This window comes from Rhizobium sp. KNZ14-9A (assembly GCF_056755015.1).
In genome coordinates this window covers 241,517-256,923 of the sequence record NZ_JBPGXB010000001.1, presented here as the reverse complement: position 1 = coordinate 256,923, position 15,407 = coordinate 241,517, and the positions used below count along the sequence as shown (strand labels likewise).

Below are 15,407 nucleotides of genomic sequence, written 5' to 3'. Positions count from 1 at the left end.
GGCGCCGACGGTGCTTACTGGGTGGCGACGGCCTTGCCGCTTTCGATCTTCAGACGAAGATAGGGCTGGGCGCTGCGCTGCCCGTCGGCATCGAGCGCGATCGGACCTGTGGCGCCCTCGTAGCTCTTGCCGATTTCGGCGATCGCCGTTTCGAACTTCTGCGGATCGAGCGAGTTCGCCTTGTTGATGGCAGCGGCCACCAGCATGACGCCGTCATACGCAAAGCCGTTGAAGGTCGAGGTGAAGCCGCCCTTGTATTTGGTCTCGTATGCCTTCTGGTAGTCGACACCGTTGCCACCGATATAGTTCAGGTCCATGCCGATCTGGCCCTCGACATATTGCGGGTCGCTGTCGGCAGTGCACATGGTCAGATAGAGCCCGTACCATTTCTTGTCGTTGAGGCCGAGTTCGAAGCTTTCGCGGTTGATGGTCGCCGATTCCTTGCCATAGGCGGTATAGACGTAAAGATCCGGCGCGCCGGCTCCAAGCTGCTGCAGCTCGCGGCGATAGGTCGTCTGCCCCTCCGTATAAAGAACCGTCGAGGTGATGGCGCCACCGAGCGCCTTGAACTTGGCGGCAAACGCGTTGGCAATGCCCTGGCCATAGGCATTGTTCGGGGCGATGACCGCAACCTTTCTGGCACCGTCAGCAAAGACGTCCTGGGCGGCGAAAGTCCCGGAGACGTCATCGAGGCCGATGACGCTGAAGGCGCCCTTGCCGAGCGTGCGGATCTGGGTGCTGGAACTGCCGATATTGATATGCGCCCGGCCCTGCTGCAGAAGATATTGGGCAATCGGAATGGTGATGCCAGACGAAAATTCACCAAGGATGACGGGCACCTTGTCGACGGTGACGAGCTTCTTGGCCGCATCCAGTGCGGTTGCCGTGCGTCCGCCGGAATCCTCGGTGACGATCTTGAGCGGATGACCGAGGACACCGCCTCCGGCATTGATCTTCTCGAGCGCCAGTTCCATGCCCCGCCGCTGATCGTCGCCCTGCGTGGCGCTTGACCCCGAAAGCGGCAGGATCGCACCGATCACCGCTTCCTGCGCATAGGCCGCCATCGACAGGCCCAGAACGAACACGCCACTCAACAAAATGCTCTTCATGTCACACCCCTCTTGCTTGAGATTTATTGTCGACAATAGAAACGACAATAAATTTTTCCGTCAAGATGCACTGCAACATTTTTTTGCGATGCGTCAGTAATCGGTCCGGATATGCGCGAATTCCCGCATTCCAGGGTTATGGAAAATCGATATTGACAGCGCATCGCGCGGCATATTTATTGTCGACACTAATTTCGACAGAGAGGAAGTGATCATGCATGCCTTGATCCTCGGTGGTGGCGTCGTCGGCATCACCACCGCCTATCAGCTGCTTCAGGACGGCCATGAGGTGACGGTGCTGGAGCAGGAAAATCAGGTGGCGGAGAGCACAAGCTGGGGCAATGCCGGCATGATCGCGCCCGGCCATTCCTTCGTCTGGTCGTCACCCGCCGCACCGAAAATCCTGTTGAAATCACTTGTCTTGAAGAACCAGTCGCTGCGCTTTCGCCTGTCCACCGATCCGCATCTCTACAGCTGGTCGTGGCACTTCTTGATGCAATGCACGGCGCAAAAGGCAAGGTTGAACACGCTGCGCAAGCATCGCTTGGCAACCCATTCGCAGGCCGTCCTGCAGGATGTCGTGGCCCGCGAAGGGATCGCCTATGACCGCACCACGTCGGGGATCATCTATTTCCACCGCAACAAGGCGGCGCTCGATGCCGGCGTCCACAACATGCGGCTTTTGGAAAGTGACGGCCAGCAGATAAGCGTCATCGACGCCGACGAAATCGTGCGTCGCGAGCCGACATTGCTCGCTTCCCGCAACCTCATCGCCGGCGGCATTCTCTGCCCCACCGACGAGACCGGCAGTTCGTCCAAATTCACCAAGGCGCTGGCCGATATCGTCCGCAGCCGCGGCGGCCGCATCCTGACCGCCACCCGCATTCTCAAACTGGAGCGCAGCGGCAACAGCATTACCCGTGTCGTAACCAGCAAGGGCGAGTTCACCGCGGATAATTATGTGCTAAGTCTCGGCAGCGAAAGCCCGCTACTGGCCCGCAAGATCGGGCTTTCGCTGCCCATCTATCCGATCAAGGGCTATTCCCTAACGATCCCGATCACCGATCCCGACCTGGCGCCCAAAGTGCCGGTCCTCGACGAGCACAATCTCGTCGCGATCACGCCGATGGGCGATGCAATCCGCGTCACGGCAACGGCAGAGTTTGCCGGTTACGACCGGTCCCACAAGCCGTCCGACTTTGCCTTCATGATGGAGGTGACGCGATCGCTGTTCCCCAACGGCATCGCCTATGATCGCGCCCATATGTGGGCGGGACTGCGTCCCATGACGCCGGACAACCTTCCGGTGCTCGGCCGCCGGGGCATCGACAACCTGTGGCTCAATACTGGGCACGGCCATATCGGCTGGACGATGTCGCATGGCTCGGCGCGCATTATCGCCGACCTGATCGCTGGACGAAGCTCTCCCGTCGATCTGGAGAGCATTCCTCACGCCGCCTGACAGCAGCACACCTATCATCATCCCACCGAAAAGGAGAAAGCATGAACCAGATTACCCGATTTGGCGCGGGCCCCCGCATGTCGCAGGCCGTTGCCTATGGAAACCTCGTCTTTCTTGCAGGCCAGGTCGCCCTGCGTGCGCCCGGCGCCTCTGTTGCCGAGCAGACGGCCGATATCCTCGCAAAAACCGACGAACTTCTAGCCGAAGCAGGCTCGGACAAGAGCAAGCTCATTTCCGCATCGATCTGGCTGACCGACATTGCGACATTCAACGAGATGAACACCGTCTGGGACGCATGGGTGGCGCCCGGCAACACCCCTGCCCGCGCCTGCGTCGAATCCAAGCTTGCAGCCCCACCGTTTACCGTCGAAATTGCCGTCATCGCGGGTATCTAAATCGGTCCGGTGCGGTCATCCTCGCATGGCCGCACCGGTTTCAATTGACAGGCTGCATGGCATTAGCGCAATGGTCCCGCCGTCCTATCGCCACAACCTCAAGGATCACGACGTGTTGGCACCGAAACCTGCGAAAACCGGACCTCGTGTCTATGAGGAAATTCGCCGTATGGCGATGGAATACCGGTTCAAGCCGAATGAGCGGATCAACGAACTGGAACTTGCGGCGAAAATGCAGGTCAGCCGCAGCCCGATCCGCGAAGCCCTGCAAAGATTGGTGACCGAAGGGCTGATCACGTTTCAGGTCAATCGCGGCTTCTTCTGCCGCGGCTTCGATGTCGAGGAAATCCTCGACTTGACCGATGTGCGCATCTTGCTTGAGGAACAAGCCGTAAGGCTCGCGTCGGAAAAAGCGTCCGATCCCGAATTGAGGGCACTGGTCGACTGGTGGCAGAAGACCTCCGCCATGGCAGATGCGCTGTCCAGTGTCGACCTGACGGCCAAGGACGAGGAATTCCACATGCGTATCGCCAGGCTTTCGGGCAATCCCGAACTCGCCAAGATGATCGAGGGCATCAATACCCGCATTCATTTTGTCCGGCAGATCGAAGTGGAAAAACATCGGCGCCTTTCCACCACCTATACCGAGCATAAGAGCATTGCGGAGGCGATGGCGCGTAGAGATGGACAGACGGCATCGCAGATCATGGGCGAGCACATCAAGATCAGCGCTACCGACGCCATGGAAACGATGAAGGAAGGCCTTGCGCGCATCTTCATGCGGGAGGCCTGAGCATGTCCGTACTCGAAGGGGCAAAGTCGCGCAGTACCGCGTGGAACGGTCTTGGCAATCTGCTGGTCGTCTATCTTGTCTGGGGCAGCACCTATTTCGCGGTGAAGATCGCTGTCACCGGCCCGCCGGCAGTCGCCCCGCTGCAATTGCAAACCTGGCGCATGTGGGCTGCATCGGCGATGCTGATCATGATCGGCCTTGTGAGCACCCGGCGATTTCCCGCTCTAACGGCCAGACAGGTCATAATTTGCGCGACCTCCGGTATCCTCATGTGGGTGATGGGCAATGGGCTCGCAACACTCGCATCCCCGCACGCTGCCTCGGGCTTTATCGTCATGGCCATGGGCACGATCCCGATCTGGACGACGCTCATCTCCGGCATGATCGACAGAACCCGCCCCTCGCGCCAAGTCGTGGCAGGCCTCGCCATCGGTCTGTGCGGCCTGTTTTTCGTTGTCGGACCGCCAATTGTCCTCGCCGGTTCTTCACCCGTCGAAAGCGGATATGCCGTCTGGCTGGCTTTCGTGCTCTGTGGCGCAGGTCTAACATGGTCGATCGGCAGCCTGATCCAGAAACCGCTGTTTGCAGCAACGTCACCCGTATGGGCCGCCGGACTTCAGACGCTTTCGGCAGCGATGGTCCTCACCGGCCTTTGCTGGACGAGCGGGAACGCTGTTCTGCCGCCAACCGATTTCGCACCGCTTCAGGTCACCGCATTTCTTTACCTGGTGGCCTTCGGTTCAGTGGCTAGCTTGCTGGCCTATATAGCGGTGATGAAGATCTTTCCTCCGACGATCGCCTCGACCTTTGCCTATGTTAATCCGCTCGTCGGCGTTGCACTTGGCTGGGCAGCACTTGGTGAAACACCGGCCCTGCTTTCACTGCTCGGGACTGCACTGATCTTGCTTGGCGTCTCGACGATCATGTTTACGACGCGACGAGGTTGAAATGTTCACACCTTGTCCCGCCTTGAGGGGGTTAGAACCCTCGACCCGCTATTTCGACTTCGTGGCATAAAGTTTATATATGGAACTTCGTCGTTTGCGTGCCTAATCTCTCTCGCTTTTGATACTGCCTTGAGGCGCGATCAGAAGGCGGCGTGAAAGCCCTCATTGGGAATGCCTCCAGAACACTACAAGCGGCGTTAGCCGGTGTTGGCACCGTGAAACTGCGGGCCAGCCGATGAACCGGCCAGTCGGCGCGTGGTCAGGCAATGCGTGTGTACTTCTAGGGCGACAGACTTGAACAAGTGCCCATTCTTGGCGCCCAACGCCTTCATGGCCTCGGTATTGTTGTGCACATCGAGCGCATTTTATCCTCCCAAATCTCGTAGAACAAAAACTCCTCGGGCCGATCATTCGACTGGTGGAGATCATATCAGACGTATCCGGGCTCCGTTTTTAGGAAGCGCCGCTCGGCAACTCGTGAAATTCCCGTTTCCGGCGCGATCAGCGTCCACAGCGAGTCGACGCTCGATATCGGACTTCCTGAAGAGCACACCACGGAAGCGTGGTGGTACCCTCAATAACGCCACGGTGCCGTGCGATCGATCCATTCGCGCGTCCGCGCTTCGGGATCGGCGTTCAAGGTAATGTCGGTGACAACGGCTGCGGTGTCGGCGCCCGCGTCGAATACGCCCTGTAGCCTGTCGACATTCAAGCCGCCGAGCGCCACCAGCGGCAAGGGTGCGACACGCCTTTTCCAGTCTGTGATCCGTTCCAGACCTTGCGGCGCCCATTTCATCTGCTTGAGAATGGTGGGATAGACCGGACCGAGCGCCACATAGGCGGGTCTCGCAGCCAGAGCCGTTTCAAGCTCTGACTCGTCATGCGTGGAGAGGCCGAATTTCAGGCCGGCTCTGTGAATAGCATCAAGGTCCGCTTCCACAAAATCCTCCTGGCCAAGATGGATGAAATCGCATCCCTCGTCGATCGCCAGTTTCCAGTAGTCGTTGACAACCAGCTGGCAATTCGCCGCTGCGCAAACGGCCTTGGTACGACGGATTTCCTGGCGCAGGATCTCGTCCGGGCGATCCTTCACGCGCAGTTGCACCAGCTTGACGCCCAGCGGCACGAGACGTTCGATCCATTCGGAACTGTCGACGATGAGATAGAAGGGATCGAGCCTCATGCGAAAACGCCCTTTCCGACAACCGGGGTGGACGGTACCGCCATGTCGCGCGGCTCAAGGATGCTGGAAAGATAAGCGAGCCTTCCGGCCTCGATCGCCTTGCCAAACGCCTCGGCCATGGCAGGCGGATCGCCTGCGACGGCGACCGCGGTATTGAGCAGCACCGCGTCGTAACCAAATTCCATCACCGTTGTCGCATGCGACGGCCTCCCGATCCCCGCATCCACGATCAGCGGGATGTCCGGAAAGGCGCTCCGCATTGCCTTGAGCGCGGAAGGGTTGCGCGGACCGGCCGCAGAACCGATCGGCGCGCACCAGGGCATCAAGACCCGACATCCGACGGAGACCAGTTTTTCACCGACCACCAGATCGTCCGTCGTATAGGGAAATACGCAAAACCCTTCCGCGCAAAGTATGCGTGCGGCTTCGACCAGTTCGAACACATCCGGCTGGAGACTGTCGTGATGGCCGATCACCTCAAGCTTGATCCAGTCGGTACCAAATACTTCGCGTGCCATCTTGGCGGTCAGGATCGCCTCCGACGCACTGTGACATCCCGCGGTGTTGGGCAGGACGTGCACCGCGAGCTGGCGGATGAGTTCGAAGAAGGCTCCCCCCATCTTTCCGCCGGCCGTTTCGCGGCGAAGCGAGACCGTGACGATCTCCGCACCGGACCGGCTAACCGCCTCGGCAAGGACGGCCGGTGACGGATAACGCGCGGTACCGAGCAGAAGCCGCGAAGACAACTCAGCATCATAAAGAGAAAGCATGGATCAACCTCCCTGCATCGGGGACAGGATTTCGATACGATCACCGTCGTCGAGTCGGTGGCCGGCTCGGTCCTCGCGATGCACGAGATCTCCGTTGACGGCGGTTGCCAACCAGTCGCCCTCGTATTCCAGAACATGAAGAAGTTCGGCCAGGGTTACGGCCTTGCAGTCCTGGGTTTCGCCATTGATGATCAGTTTCATGGGGTTAGCCTTTCAGACGTGAATGTCGCCCGAGGAGAATATCGGCGGCCCGCATAGCCATGGCGGGTGCCAACAGGAAGCCATGCCGATGCATACCGGCGATGGCGAGCCCCTCCTCCGTTTCGATTACTTGCGGAATGTTGTTGGCAAACGCCGGACGTATGCCAGTCCCGGTCTCGATAACGCGTGCCTCGCCAAACGCCGGATGCAGCGCGTAGGCCGTGTTCAGGAATTCCATTAGCGAACGCGCGGCAATCGGTCCGTCATCTTCGGCCTCGATCATCGTCGCCCCGATCATGAAACGGTGATCGTCGCGGGGCACGATGTAGATCGGATGGCGTGGATGCAGCATCCTGATCGGCCTGGAAAGCGTCACATCCGCAGTTTCCAGATAGAGCATTTCGCCTCGCACGCCGCGCAAGCCGGAAAGTCGCGGTATCGCCGCTGGCCCGGTGCAGTCGAGCACGCCAGCAAATCGCCGGTCCTGCGGCTCGTGTCCGCCGAAATGGAAGACCACGCCGCGCTCACGGAGTCTGTCGGCTAGCCCGGCCAGTGCGCGCCGTGGATCGAGATGAGCTTCCTGCTCGAAGAAAAGAGCCTTTTCGAAGCGGCCGGCAAGGGCAGGTTCCAGGTCGCCTACGCCCTTGCGATCGATCACGACATGACCGGTCGTGCGCGCGGCAAACCGGGCGAGATCCGGAAGGTCGCGTGGCTGCGCCACTACCAGAGTACCGCGGCGACGAACCTCGCCGGGCACGGCCTCCTCCCACCATCCGGCTGCGCCCAGCCCCAGTGTCAGGACAACGTCTTCGGCCGCCTCCCGCTCGCAATAGGGTGCCAGCATTCCTCCAGCAAAATGCGAGGCGCCAAGCCCCGCCGCGCCGGCCTTCTCGATCACCTCAACCGAAAAGCCCCGCTTGACAAGTTCATGGGCCGCCGCCAGGCCGGCAACGCCGGCCCCTTTGACGACAAACGCAGCCACTATGCGTTCCTCGGAAGGTTTTCGACCGGCATGTAAAGATCGCCGCCATCGCGATATTTGGCGGCCATTGCTTGCAACCCCTCCCTCTGCGCTTCGGCGCGGATATCGTGCGAAATCCGCATCGAGCAGAATTTCGGGCCGCACATGGAGCAGAAATGCGCCACCTTATGCGCCTCCTTCGGCAGTGTTTCGTCGTGGAAGGAACGGGCGGTTTCCGGATCGAGCGAGAGGTTGAACTGGTCCTCCCATCGGAACTCGAAACGGGCGCGCGACAACGCATCGTCGCGCACCCGCGCCGCCGGATGGCCCTTGGCGAGATCGGCGGCATGTGCCGCGATCTTATAGGTGATGACGCCCACCTTGACGTCGTTGCGGTCCGGCAGGCCGAGATGTTCCTTGGGCGTCACGTAGCAGAGCATGGCGGTGCCGAACCAGCCGATCATCGCAGCCCCGATGCCGGACGTGATGTGGTCATAGCCCGGCGCGATATCGGTGGTTAGCGGTCCGAGCGTATAAAAGGGCGCCTCGCCGCAGACCGCGAGCTGCTTGTCCATGTTTTCCTTGATCTTGTGCATCGGTACATGGCCGGGGCCTTCGATCATCACCTGGCAATCCTTCGTCCAGGCGATTTTCGTTAACTCGCCGAGCGTTTCCAGTTCTGCGAACTGCGCCGCATCGTTGGCATCAGCGATCGATCCCGGGCGCAGGCCATCACCGAGCGAGAAGGAAACGTCGTAAGCGCGGCAGATGTCGCAGATCTCCTCGAAATGCTCGTAGAGAAAACTCTCCCTGTGGTGGTGCAGACACCACTTGGCCATAATCGAGCCGCCGCGGGAAACGATGCCGGTGACGCGATTGACGGTCAGCGGGATATAGGCGAGCCGCACGCCGGCATGGATGGTGAAATAGTCAACGCCCTGCTCGGCCTGTTCGATCAGCGTATCGCGATAGACCTCCCAGGTGAGGTCCTCGGCAATGCCGTTCACCTTTTCGAGTGCCTGGTAGAGCGGCACGGTACCGATCGGCACCGGCGAATTGCGGATGATCCATTCGCGGATATTGTGGATGTTGCGGCCGGTCGACAGGTCCATGACCGTGTCGGCACCCCAGCGGATCGCCCAGACCATCTTCTCGACTTCCTCCGCCATGGACGAGGTGACGGCGGAATTGCCGATATTGGCATTGATCTTCACCAGGAAGTTCCGGCCGATGATCATCGGCTCGCTTTCCGGGTGATTGATGTTGGCGGGAATGATCGCCCGGCCGCCGGCGACCTCCTGGCGGACGAATTCCGGGCTCACATGATCGGGAATATGGGCGCCGAAGCATTCGCCATCGCGGCTCATGGCCTCCGCCTGTGCCTTGCGGCCGAGATTTTCGCGGATAGCGATGAATTCCATTTCCGGAGTGATGATGCCGGCGCGCGCATAGGCGAGTTGGGTCACGGCCTTGTCGCCCCTCGCCCGCAGCGGCTGGCGCTTGGCCGGAAATTCCGGTGTCAGCCGTTCGCCGCTGACAAAGCCGTTGTCTTCGGGACGCACATGGCGGCCTTCATAGGCCTCGACATCGCCGCGGGCGAGCACCCAGCCGCGACGGAACTGTGACAGACCCTGCTCGATGCGGATATCAGCGCCCTCGACAGTGTAAGGGCCGGAGCAATCATAAACGACGACAGGCCGCTCGCCCGATGTCGGATGGACGCTGATCTCGCGCATCGGCACGCGGATGTCGGAGTGCATATCTCCGGGGATGTAGATTTTCCGCGAGGCCGGTAGCGGGCCGGTAGTGACGGTGGGTGTGACGTTCTTTGCAGCAATGGTCATGGTTTGAGGCTCCAAGTTGCAATTGGAGACCCAGTCAATCAGCCGGAATGATGAAAAGACGCCGGCATGGAATCCACGCGGGAATCCGAAGCCTTCGAGCGCTTGCACCGTCCCTACGCCAGTATGAACTGGATCAGGTTCAACGGGTCACTGCGCCACAACAGGCAAAGCCATATTGTCCAGCAGTATCTCAGCCCCTTGCCGGGACCCCCCTGGTGAATGTCGCAAAGACTATGTCCTGGGCCGAGTTCGTGTCAACCGTGGAACTTCCGTCGTCCGGCTCTTGGACATGTTTTGATGTGGAAACCGGGCAGATGATGGAATGTGGGAGAAGGATGTCGCCGAACTTCCAAATTCTCGCCTTGAAGGGATAAGAACTAGCTAAGCCACTGACTCTCGATGGATACGCCGTTTGAAATGCGAACGACCCTATTTGGAGAAGTGCGCAAGCCGAGGCCGCTGGCATTGCGGAGCTCGGTGTCGATGCGGGATTGGATCGACTTCTGAGCGGAGGCAGAGACATCGGGCATGCAGTGCCCCCTACACATAGACCAGATTTCGCGCTGCACATTCTCCGATACCGGCGGACAGGCCGAAGTGACTAAAATAGTGCTTCTTCTTCTCCAACATTGCTCTCTACAGTCATCGGTCACTACCCGATAATAAGACGACGCCACCGGGCCTCCAAAATAGCCGGCACGATTTCGGACCTTTGTTGACATGTGGCTTCGATTGACCCTGCAACCGCTCAAGCCTAGGGTCGCGCCATCGTAGGAAACATGCTCGATCTGTTGTCCAGACCTGAAGGTATCGCGATCATCGCGGCGTTGATAGGTGCCGGCGCCGCGCTGTTCGGTCAGCTTTTGTCTGGGATGATCGGCATCTCGTCGGCCATATCCTGTGCGACGTGCAATGTCCGAGCAGGTCGGGCCTTCTTTGCTCAAGGCGTGTACTGTCTCGAACACATCCTTCCGCGACTGTCGATGCGCGCCTCGAAGCTGATTGCGCCAAGGCGTCTTAGGCGCCGGCTCATCCAATGCCCGATCGTCATGATCGTTCTCGATCTCCGTGTCTGGTAGCAGTGCCCTGGCGGTGGCTCGGCCCGAGAGGCTCATCCGCTCCTCGATAGCGAGCCGAAGATTCTGGATGAGATGAAAGCGATCCGCCACCTGAGACGCTTGTGGGGCAAGGATGTGCGCAACGCTCTGCGCTCGAACGTCAAACGGCGTCTCTATCAACCGAAACCGAAAGCCACCCCAAAGAAATGAGTTGGGTGAGGGTCGAAGTGGAATGTCTCAAAAAAACCCGAGCCTACATCCATCCTGACCCGCAGCAACGGCTTCAAGCCGCGTTGGCTCCCGCTTGTCTTTCGCGCCACAGAGAAGGCGACAGGCCGGTCGCCCGCTTGAAGGCATTGCTGAACGCTCCTTGCGAGGAATAGCCTATCAGGGCGGCAACCGATGCCACCGGCAAATCGTCGTCCCGCAGCGCCCTGCAAGCAATGTGAATACGCCACCGAGCAAGATAGCCGAGCGGCCCGATACCTGCCGTCGCGGTAAAGCGCGCGGCGAAGCTCGACCGCGACATCGCGCAGGCCCGGGCCAGTTCGTCTAAATGCCACGAGCGCGCCGGGTCCTCATGCATGAGCTGCACGGCCGGCGCGAGGCGTGGATCGCCTAGTGCGCGCAACCAACCCCGGGGAATGCGGCTGTTGCCATTCATCTGTGCCCGCAAAATCTGAACGAACAGCAATTGCGCCAGCTGCGATGCGACAAGGGCGTTTCCCGGAAGGCGCTGCGTGCGCTCGGTCACCAGTTCGTCGAGCAACCACCGAAACCGCCCGGCCTGCTCGGTCGCACCGTCGATGCGCAGCCACGGCGGCAGGGCTTCCGACAGAAGCGTGCCGCTGGTCGGATCGAGCAAGACATGCCCACCCAGATAACTGCAATCCGCTCCATCGCCCAGGGTGACGAACGAGCGGCCGCGCCCGGAAAACAGCGCCATCGCGTCGAGCGGCGTCACCGACGGATCGCTCGATACTGTGTAGGGGCGCTGCGCCGTCAGAAGACCGACATCCCCTTCTTCGAAGCGCACAGGCGCTTCGCCATCGATCTGCGTCCAGCATGCGCCCTGAGTCAGGGCGAAAAACTTGATCGACTTCGGGGCCGGAAACCGGAGGGCCCATTGCCCCCCTGCGTCAAAGCCACCGGTTACCATCAATTCCACGGTTGTGAGATGGAGAATTTCGGAGAGTGCGTCAGAAGTCATCTTTGGACTATCGCGTATGTATCTTAGACGTTCAAGCATTCTCAATCCGACTTGACCGGCTATTTTACGGTTGAAGACATTAACCGCTTTCGGAGCATTTATGGCAGACGACACAGTCCTAATCACCGGCGGAACCGGATTTATCGGGCAGCACACCATCATCGCAGCGCTTGCCGCCGGTTTCCGGGTACGGGCCGCCATTCGATCGCTCGACCGGGAAGCAGAGGTCCGTGCCTATCTGGCCCATGGCGGCGCCGAGCCGGGGGACCGGCTAAGCTTCGTCGAGACCGACCTGCTCAAGGACGAGGGATGGGCCGACGCCGCGCAAGGTTGCGTCTATGCCATTCATAGCGCGTCCTCCACGCCCTCAGGAAACTATGCGAGCGAAGAAGACTGGATCCGGCCCGCCGTCGACGGCAACCTTCGGTTGCTCCGTGCGGCCCGCGACGCTGGGGTGAAACGAGTGGTGCTGACCTCCGCCTTCGGGGCCATTGGCGCCGGCAAGGCCAGTCCCGGTCGCCCCTTCACCGAGGAGGATTGGAGTGATCTCGACGGTCCTATCGCGCCTTATCAGAAATCGAAGACGTTGGCGGAGCGCGCCGCCTGGGAGTTCATCTCCGATGAAGGCGGTCAGATGGAACTGGCAACGATAAATCCGACCGCCGTCATGGGCCCGGCTCTTGGCCCGGACACCTCGCATTCGCTGATGATGCTGAAGGGCATGATCGAGGGCCAGCCCGGGCAGCCTCGGATCCAGTCCTGTTTTGTTGACGTTCGCGATGTGGCTGACCTTCACTTGCGGGCAATGACTGATCCGGCCGCCGCGGGCGAACGCTTTCTCGCGACCTCTGGCGACGCGCTATGGCTCGTCGATGTAGCCAGGATTCTCAAGGAACGCCTCGGCGAACAGGCGCGAAAGGTATCCACCAAAGAGGTGTCGGACGCAGACATGAAGGCCGCAGCCGAGACCGACGCCAAGGTGAGAGCGCTTCTTCCGCTTCTTGGCATTGATCTGTCGGCCAGCGGCGATAAGGCCAGGCGTCTTTTGGGATGGCAACCGCGACCGCCCGCCGAGGCGATCGAGGCGGCCGCGCGGAGCATGATCGAGATCGGTATAATCAACGTCTGAGAGGCGCCCCCTATGGCCCGAGACGGGGGGACGGGATCGGACCCATCCTGCCGTCTCGCCAGCCTCGAGCGCCCATCGTCGCCAGGTCCTCCCAATGTCTGGAAAGACTGAATCAGAACTTCCCACCGACAGCAACGCCGACTTTTTTCGCCATAGCGAACGGTAGCTTAACGCCCCGTTCCGAAATGCCTGAACGATCGACATGACGGGCGCCAAGCCAACGTTCAGCCAGCTAATCTTCATTTCCAATTTGGCGCTTGCGAAAGCGAGCCAGCCATGCGCGCCTTGAACCGATACGAACCTGAGATCCGCTATTTATGAGCGCCAATCGATGAAATTTTCCCATGGCTTCGCCATCTGCGTATCGACCTGGAGATCGCGAACATACATATCGTTCGGCTGCACCATCGGCTTCGGCGTATCGCGTGGTCCAGGACCACCCCAGTGCGAATTCGTCACTCCTGCCCCTCGTCGCGACATTTCAAAAATGATGACGGAACGTCACTAATAGCCTCGATTGAAATCGATGCCATCAGGCAAGATGCCATCCGCGCGATACTGACCAATCCTGCCAGCGACAATCTGCGCGGCGGTCGACGGATTGGTGGGCGCGGAGATATGCGGCAAGACGGTTACCCCGGGGCGATCCCATAGAGGGCTTTGTTCTTCCAGCGGTTCGCTCTCGAAGACGTCGAGCACGGCGTGTTTGACGACGCCGGCGTCCAGCGCAGCCACCAGCTCAAGTGTTCTAACGATCCGGCCACGCCCGAAATTGATGAAGCCGGCATTCGCGGGAAGCAGCTGGAATTCGCGCGTGCCGAGGAGACCAGTCGTTTCCCACGTCAGCGGCAGCAGGCACACCACGATGTCTGACGTCTTGAGCATGGCATCCAAGCCATCCAGGCCGAAGTAGGTCTCGACACCCTCGACCTGCTTTTCGGTCCGGCTCCAGCCGTTTACCGCAAAGCCCGCCAGCTGCAATTGTCGTGCGGCGGCGCAGCCAAGAGCGCCGAGGCCCAGCAGACCCACCCGGGTATCGGGCGCCGACCGGTAAGGGAGCTGCCGCCAAAGGCTTTGGCGCTGCTGCATGCCGTAAGCGGGCATGTCGCGGGAGAGATAGAGCGTCCAGGCGAGCACGGCTTCGGCCATGGTCCGCGCCAGATCCGGGTCGACGAGACGCACGATCGGATGTGGAAAACCTTCAAGCTCCAGAACCAGCCGCTCGACGCCGGCCCACAGGCTGTGCACCCATTTGAGGTTCGGCAGCCGCTCGAGATCAGCGGGGTCGGGGTTGGCGACGATGGCTATATCGACATAGGCGAGCTCATCCGGCCGCAGTTCACGAATGGAGCGGATGGTTTCGCGCGGCATGGCTTCGCTGAGGACCATGAGCCAGTTTTTTTCGGCTTCTTCGGACAAGCGCGTGACAAGCGCGATGAGAGTCGACATCGATCAGCTCTGTATGACCTGTCCGGCGAAAACGCCGGGCGATATTGGAAAAAACGCAGGCCGGGCACTTTCGATGCCCGGCCGTATAATCATTACTGGATGGTCTTGATCGGATCCTTCGGTGCCGGATCGAAGCCGACCAGTTCCGTCGTCAGCTTGGCATAGGTGCCATCGGCGACCATATCGGCCAGCGCCTTGTTGACGGCCGCGACCAGATGCGGCTTGCCCTTTTTGAAGGCGAAGCCCTTCTGGACGTGGCTGACATAATCGTCGGTCATCTTCAGCGGCATCTTTGCAGACTTGATGACGTAGGCGGCTGCGATCGCATCGGTGATGACGGCGTCGACATTGCCGTTGACCAGGTCCTGCATGGTGTCGGACTCGGCCTTGTAGCCCTTGACGGTCGCGCCCTTTTCCTCGGCGATCTTGGTCCAGCTCGATGCGACGAGCGCACCGACCGTCTTGCCCTTGAGATCAGCCGCGTTCTTGATCGCGGAATCGTTGGGGATGACAACGCGGCCACCGGATTCCAGCCAGCCGTTGGAGAAGGTCACCTGCTGCTGACGGGCTTCGGTGATGTCCATCGCGGCGCTGATGACGTCGTACTGGTCTGCCTGGAGGCCGACAAGCAGCGAGTCCCACTTGATGAGGACCGGCGTGTATTCGAGGTTGAGGCGCTTTGCCACCTCGGTCATGACGCGGATTTCCAGGCCGTCGAGCTTGCCGTCAGGTGCGCGCATGCTGAACGGCGCGTAGGTGCCTTCAGTGGCGACCATCAGCTTGCCCGGCTGGAGCAGCTCGAGGTCGGTGGCGTGGGCGAAAGAGCCGACAGCCATCCCGGCAAGGGCGGCGGCGGTCATGATCAGCGACTTCAATGTCATGGTTCAGTTCCCTTT

At 60.3% G+C, this 15,407-nt stretch carries 16 protein-coding genes, 1 pseudogene and 1 riboswitch; of the genes and pseudogenes, 7 read left to right on the top strand and 10 right to left on the bottom strand.

Features of this window, described 5'->3' with window-relative positions:
- Nucleotides 1–14: 14 nt before the first annotated feature.
- A complete protein-coding gene (locus ACR9ZQ_RS01290) occupies nucleotides 15–1,109 on the bottom strand; it encodes an ABC transporter substrate-binding protein (protein WP_481426637.1) in 1,095 nt (364 codons plus the stop codon).
- Nucleotides 1,110–1,323: 214 nt separating this feature from the next.
- Here ACR9ZQ_RS01290 and ACR9ZQ_RS01285 point away from each other — a divergent pair, with 214 nt between their 5' ends.
- The 4 genes from ACR9ZQ_RS01285 to ACR9ZQ_RS01270 all read left to right on the top strand — a co-directional run bounded on the left by ACR9ZQ_RS01285 (nucleotide 1,324) and on the right by ACR9ZQ_RS01270 (nucleotide 4,706).
- Nucleotides 1,324–2,571: a D-amino acid dehydrogenase gene (locus ACR9ZQ_RS01285; RefSeq protein ID WP_481426636.1), complete on the top strand. Its 1,248-nt coding sequence runs from the start codon at nucleotides 1,324–1,326 to the stop codon at nucleotides 2,569–2,571.
- Nucleotides 2,572–2,612: 41 nt separating this feature from the next.
- Nucleotides 2,613–2,966 carry a RidA family protein gene (locus ACR9ZQ_RS01280; protein ID WP_481426635.1) on the top strand — a complete coding sequence of 118 codons (354 nt, stop codon included), beginning with the start codon at nucleotides 2,613–2,615 and terminating at the stop codon, nucleotides 2,964–2,966.
- 70 nt (nucleotides 2,967–3,036) lie between these two features.
- Nucleotides 3,037–3,759, top strand: a complete 723-nt coding sequence (locus ACR9ZQ_RS01275) for a GntR family transcriptional regulator (protein ID WP_481426634.1) — start codon at nucleotides 3,037–3,039, stop codon at nucleotides 3,757–3,759.
- 2 nt (nucleotides 3,760–3,761) lie between these two features.
- Complete coding sequence (locus ACR9ZQ_RS01270; protein ID WP_481426633.1) at nucleotides 3,762–4,706, top strand: DMT family transporter; 945 nt, start codon at nucleotides 3,762–3,764, stop codon at nucleotides 4,704–4,706.
- A gap of 574 nt (nucleotides 4,707–5,280) precedes the next feature.
- Here the strand turns inward: ACR9ZQ_RS01270 and ACR9ZQ_RS01265 are convergent.
- Genes ACR9ZQ_RS01265 through thiC form a run of 5 tightly spaced genes read right to left on the bottom strand, consistent with a single transcriptional unit; the run spans nucleotide 5,281 to nucleotide 9,665 of the window.
- On the bottom strand, nucleotides 5,281–5,889 hold the full coding sequence (locus tag ACR9ZQ_RS01265) for a thiamine phosphate synthase (protein WP_481426632.1): 609 nt from the start codon (nucleotides 5,887–5,889) through the stop codon (nucleotides 5,281–5,283).
- Entirely contained in the window at nucleotides 5,886–6,659 is a 774-nt protein-coding gene (locus ACR9ZQ_RS01260; RefSeq protein ID WP_481426631.1) for a thiazole synthase, read from the bottom strand. Before ACR9ZQ_RS01260 ends, ACR9ZQ_RS01265 begins: the two co-directional genes overlap by 4 nt.
- Nucleotides 6,660–6,662: 3 nt before the next feature.
- The gene (thiS, locus tag ACR9ZQ_RS01255; RefSeq protein WP_018444541.1) at nucleotides 6,663–6,860 is read right to left on the bottom strand and encodes a sulfur carrier protein ThiS; all 198 of its coding nucleotides are present in this window, start codon (nucleotides 6,858–6,860) and stop codon (nucleotides 6,663–6,665) included.
- 4 nt (nucleotides 6,861–6,864) lie between these two features.
- Entirely contained in the window at nucleotides 6,865–7,842 is a 978-nt protein-coding gene (locus ACR9ZQ_RS01250; RefSeq protein WP_481426630.1) for an FAD-dependent oxidoreductase, read from the bottom strand.
- The gene (gene thiC, locus ACR9ZQ_RS01245) at nucleotides 7,842–9,665 is read right to left on the bottom strand and encodes a phosphomethylpyrimidine synthase ThiC (RefSeq protein ID WP_481426629.1); all 1,824 of its coding nucleotides are present in this window, start codon (nucleotides 9,663–9,665) and stop codon (nucleotides 7,842–7,844) included. Before thiC ends, ACR9ZQ_RS01250 begins: the two co-directional genes overlap by 1 nt.
- A 92-nt stretch (nucleotides 9,666–9,757) precedes the next feature.
- Nucleotides 9,758–9,889, bottom strand: a riboswitch (TPP riboswitch).
- A gap of 555 nt (nucleotides 9,890–10,444) precedes the next feature.
- On the opposite strand from thiC, the gene ACR9ZQ_RS01240 reads away from it, so the two are divergent.
- Together ACR9ZQ_RS01240 and ACR9ZQ_RS01235 are read left to right on the top strand one after the other, a co-directional pair.
- Complete coding sequence (locus ACR9ZQ_RS01240; RefSeq protein WP_481426628.1) at nucleotides 10,445–10,744, top strand: hypothetical protein; 300 nt, start codon at nucleotides 10,445–10,447, stop codon at nucleotides 10,742–10,744.
- 108 nt (nucleotides 10,745–10,852) lie between these two features.
- A pseudogene (locus ACR9ZQ_RS01235) lies at nucleotides 10,853–10,933 on the top strand (plasmid pRiA4b ORF-3 family protein); the annotation flags it as partial.
- A 73-nt stretch (nucleotides 10,934–11,006) separates the two neighbouring features.
- Here ACR9ZQ_RS01235 and ACR9ZQ_RS01230 read toward each other — a convergent pair.
- Nucleotides 11,007–11,933 (bottom strand): AraC family transcriptional regulator, encoded by a 927-nt coding sequence (locus tag ACR9ZQ_RS01230; RefSeq protein ID WP_481426627.1) that lies wholly within the window; start codon nucleotides 11,931–11,933, stop codon nucleotides 11,007–11,009.
- A 100-nt stretch (nucleotides 11,934–12,033) separates the two neighbouring features.
- On the opposite strand from ACR9ZQ_RS01230, the gene ACR9ZQ_RS01225 reads away from it, so the two are divergent.
- Nucleotides 12,034–13,062, top strand: coding sequence for an SDR family oxidoreductase (locus ACR9ZQ_RS01225; protein WP_481426626.1), 1,029 nt, complete (start codon nucleotides 12,034–12,036; stop codon nucleotides 13,060–13,062).
- Between the two features lie 315 nt (nucleotides 13,063–13,377).
- Here the strand turns inward: ACR9ZQ_RS01225 and ACR9ZQ_RS01220 are convergent, their stop codons facing one another.
- The 3 genes from ACR9ZQ_RS01220 to ACR9ZQ_RS01210 form a co-directional block, all read right to left on the bottom strand.
- Nucleotides 13,378–13,521 (bottom strand): hypothetical protein, encoded by a 144-nt coding sequence (locus tag ACR9ZQ_RS01220; protein ID WP_481426625.1) that lies wholly within the window; start codon nucleotides 13,519–13,521, stop codon nucleotides 13,378–13,380.
- 45 nt (nucleotides 13,522–13,566) lie between these two features.
- Nucleotides 13,567–14,511: a 2-hydroxyacid dehydrogenase gene (locus ACR9ZQ_RS01215; protein WP_481426624.1), complete on the bottom strand. Its 945-nt coding sequence runs from the start codon at nucleotides 14,509–14,511 to the stop codon at nucleotides 13,567–13,569.
- Between the two features lie 92 nt (nucleotides 14,512–14,603).
- Complete coding sequence (locus ACR9ZQ_RS01210; protein ID WP_481426623.1) at nucleotides 14,604–15,392, bottom strand: transporter substrate-binding domain-containing protein; 789 nt, start codon at nucleotides 15,390–15,392, stop codon at nucleotides 14,604–14,606.
- Nucleotides 15,393–15,407 lie beyond the last annotated feature (15 nt).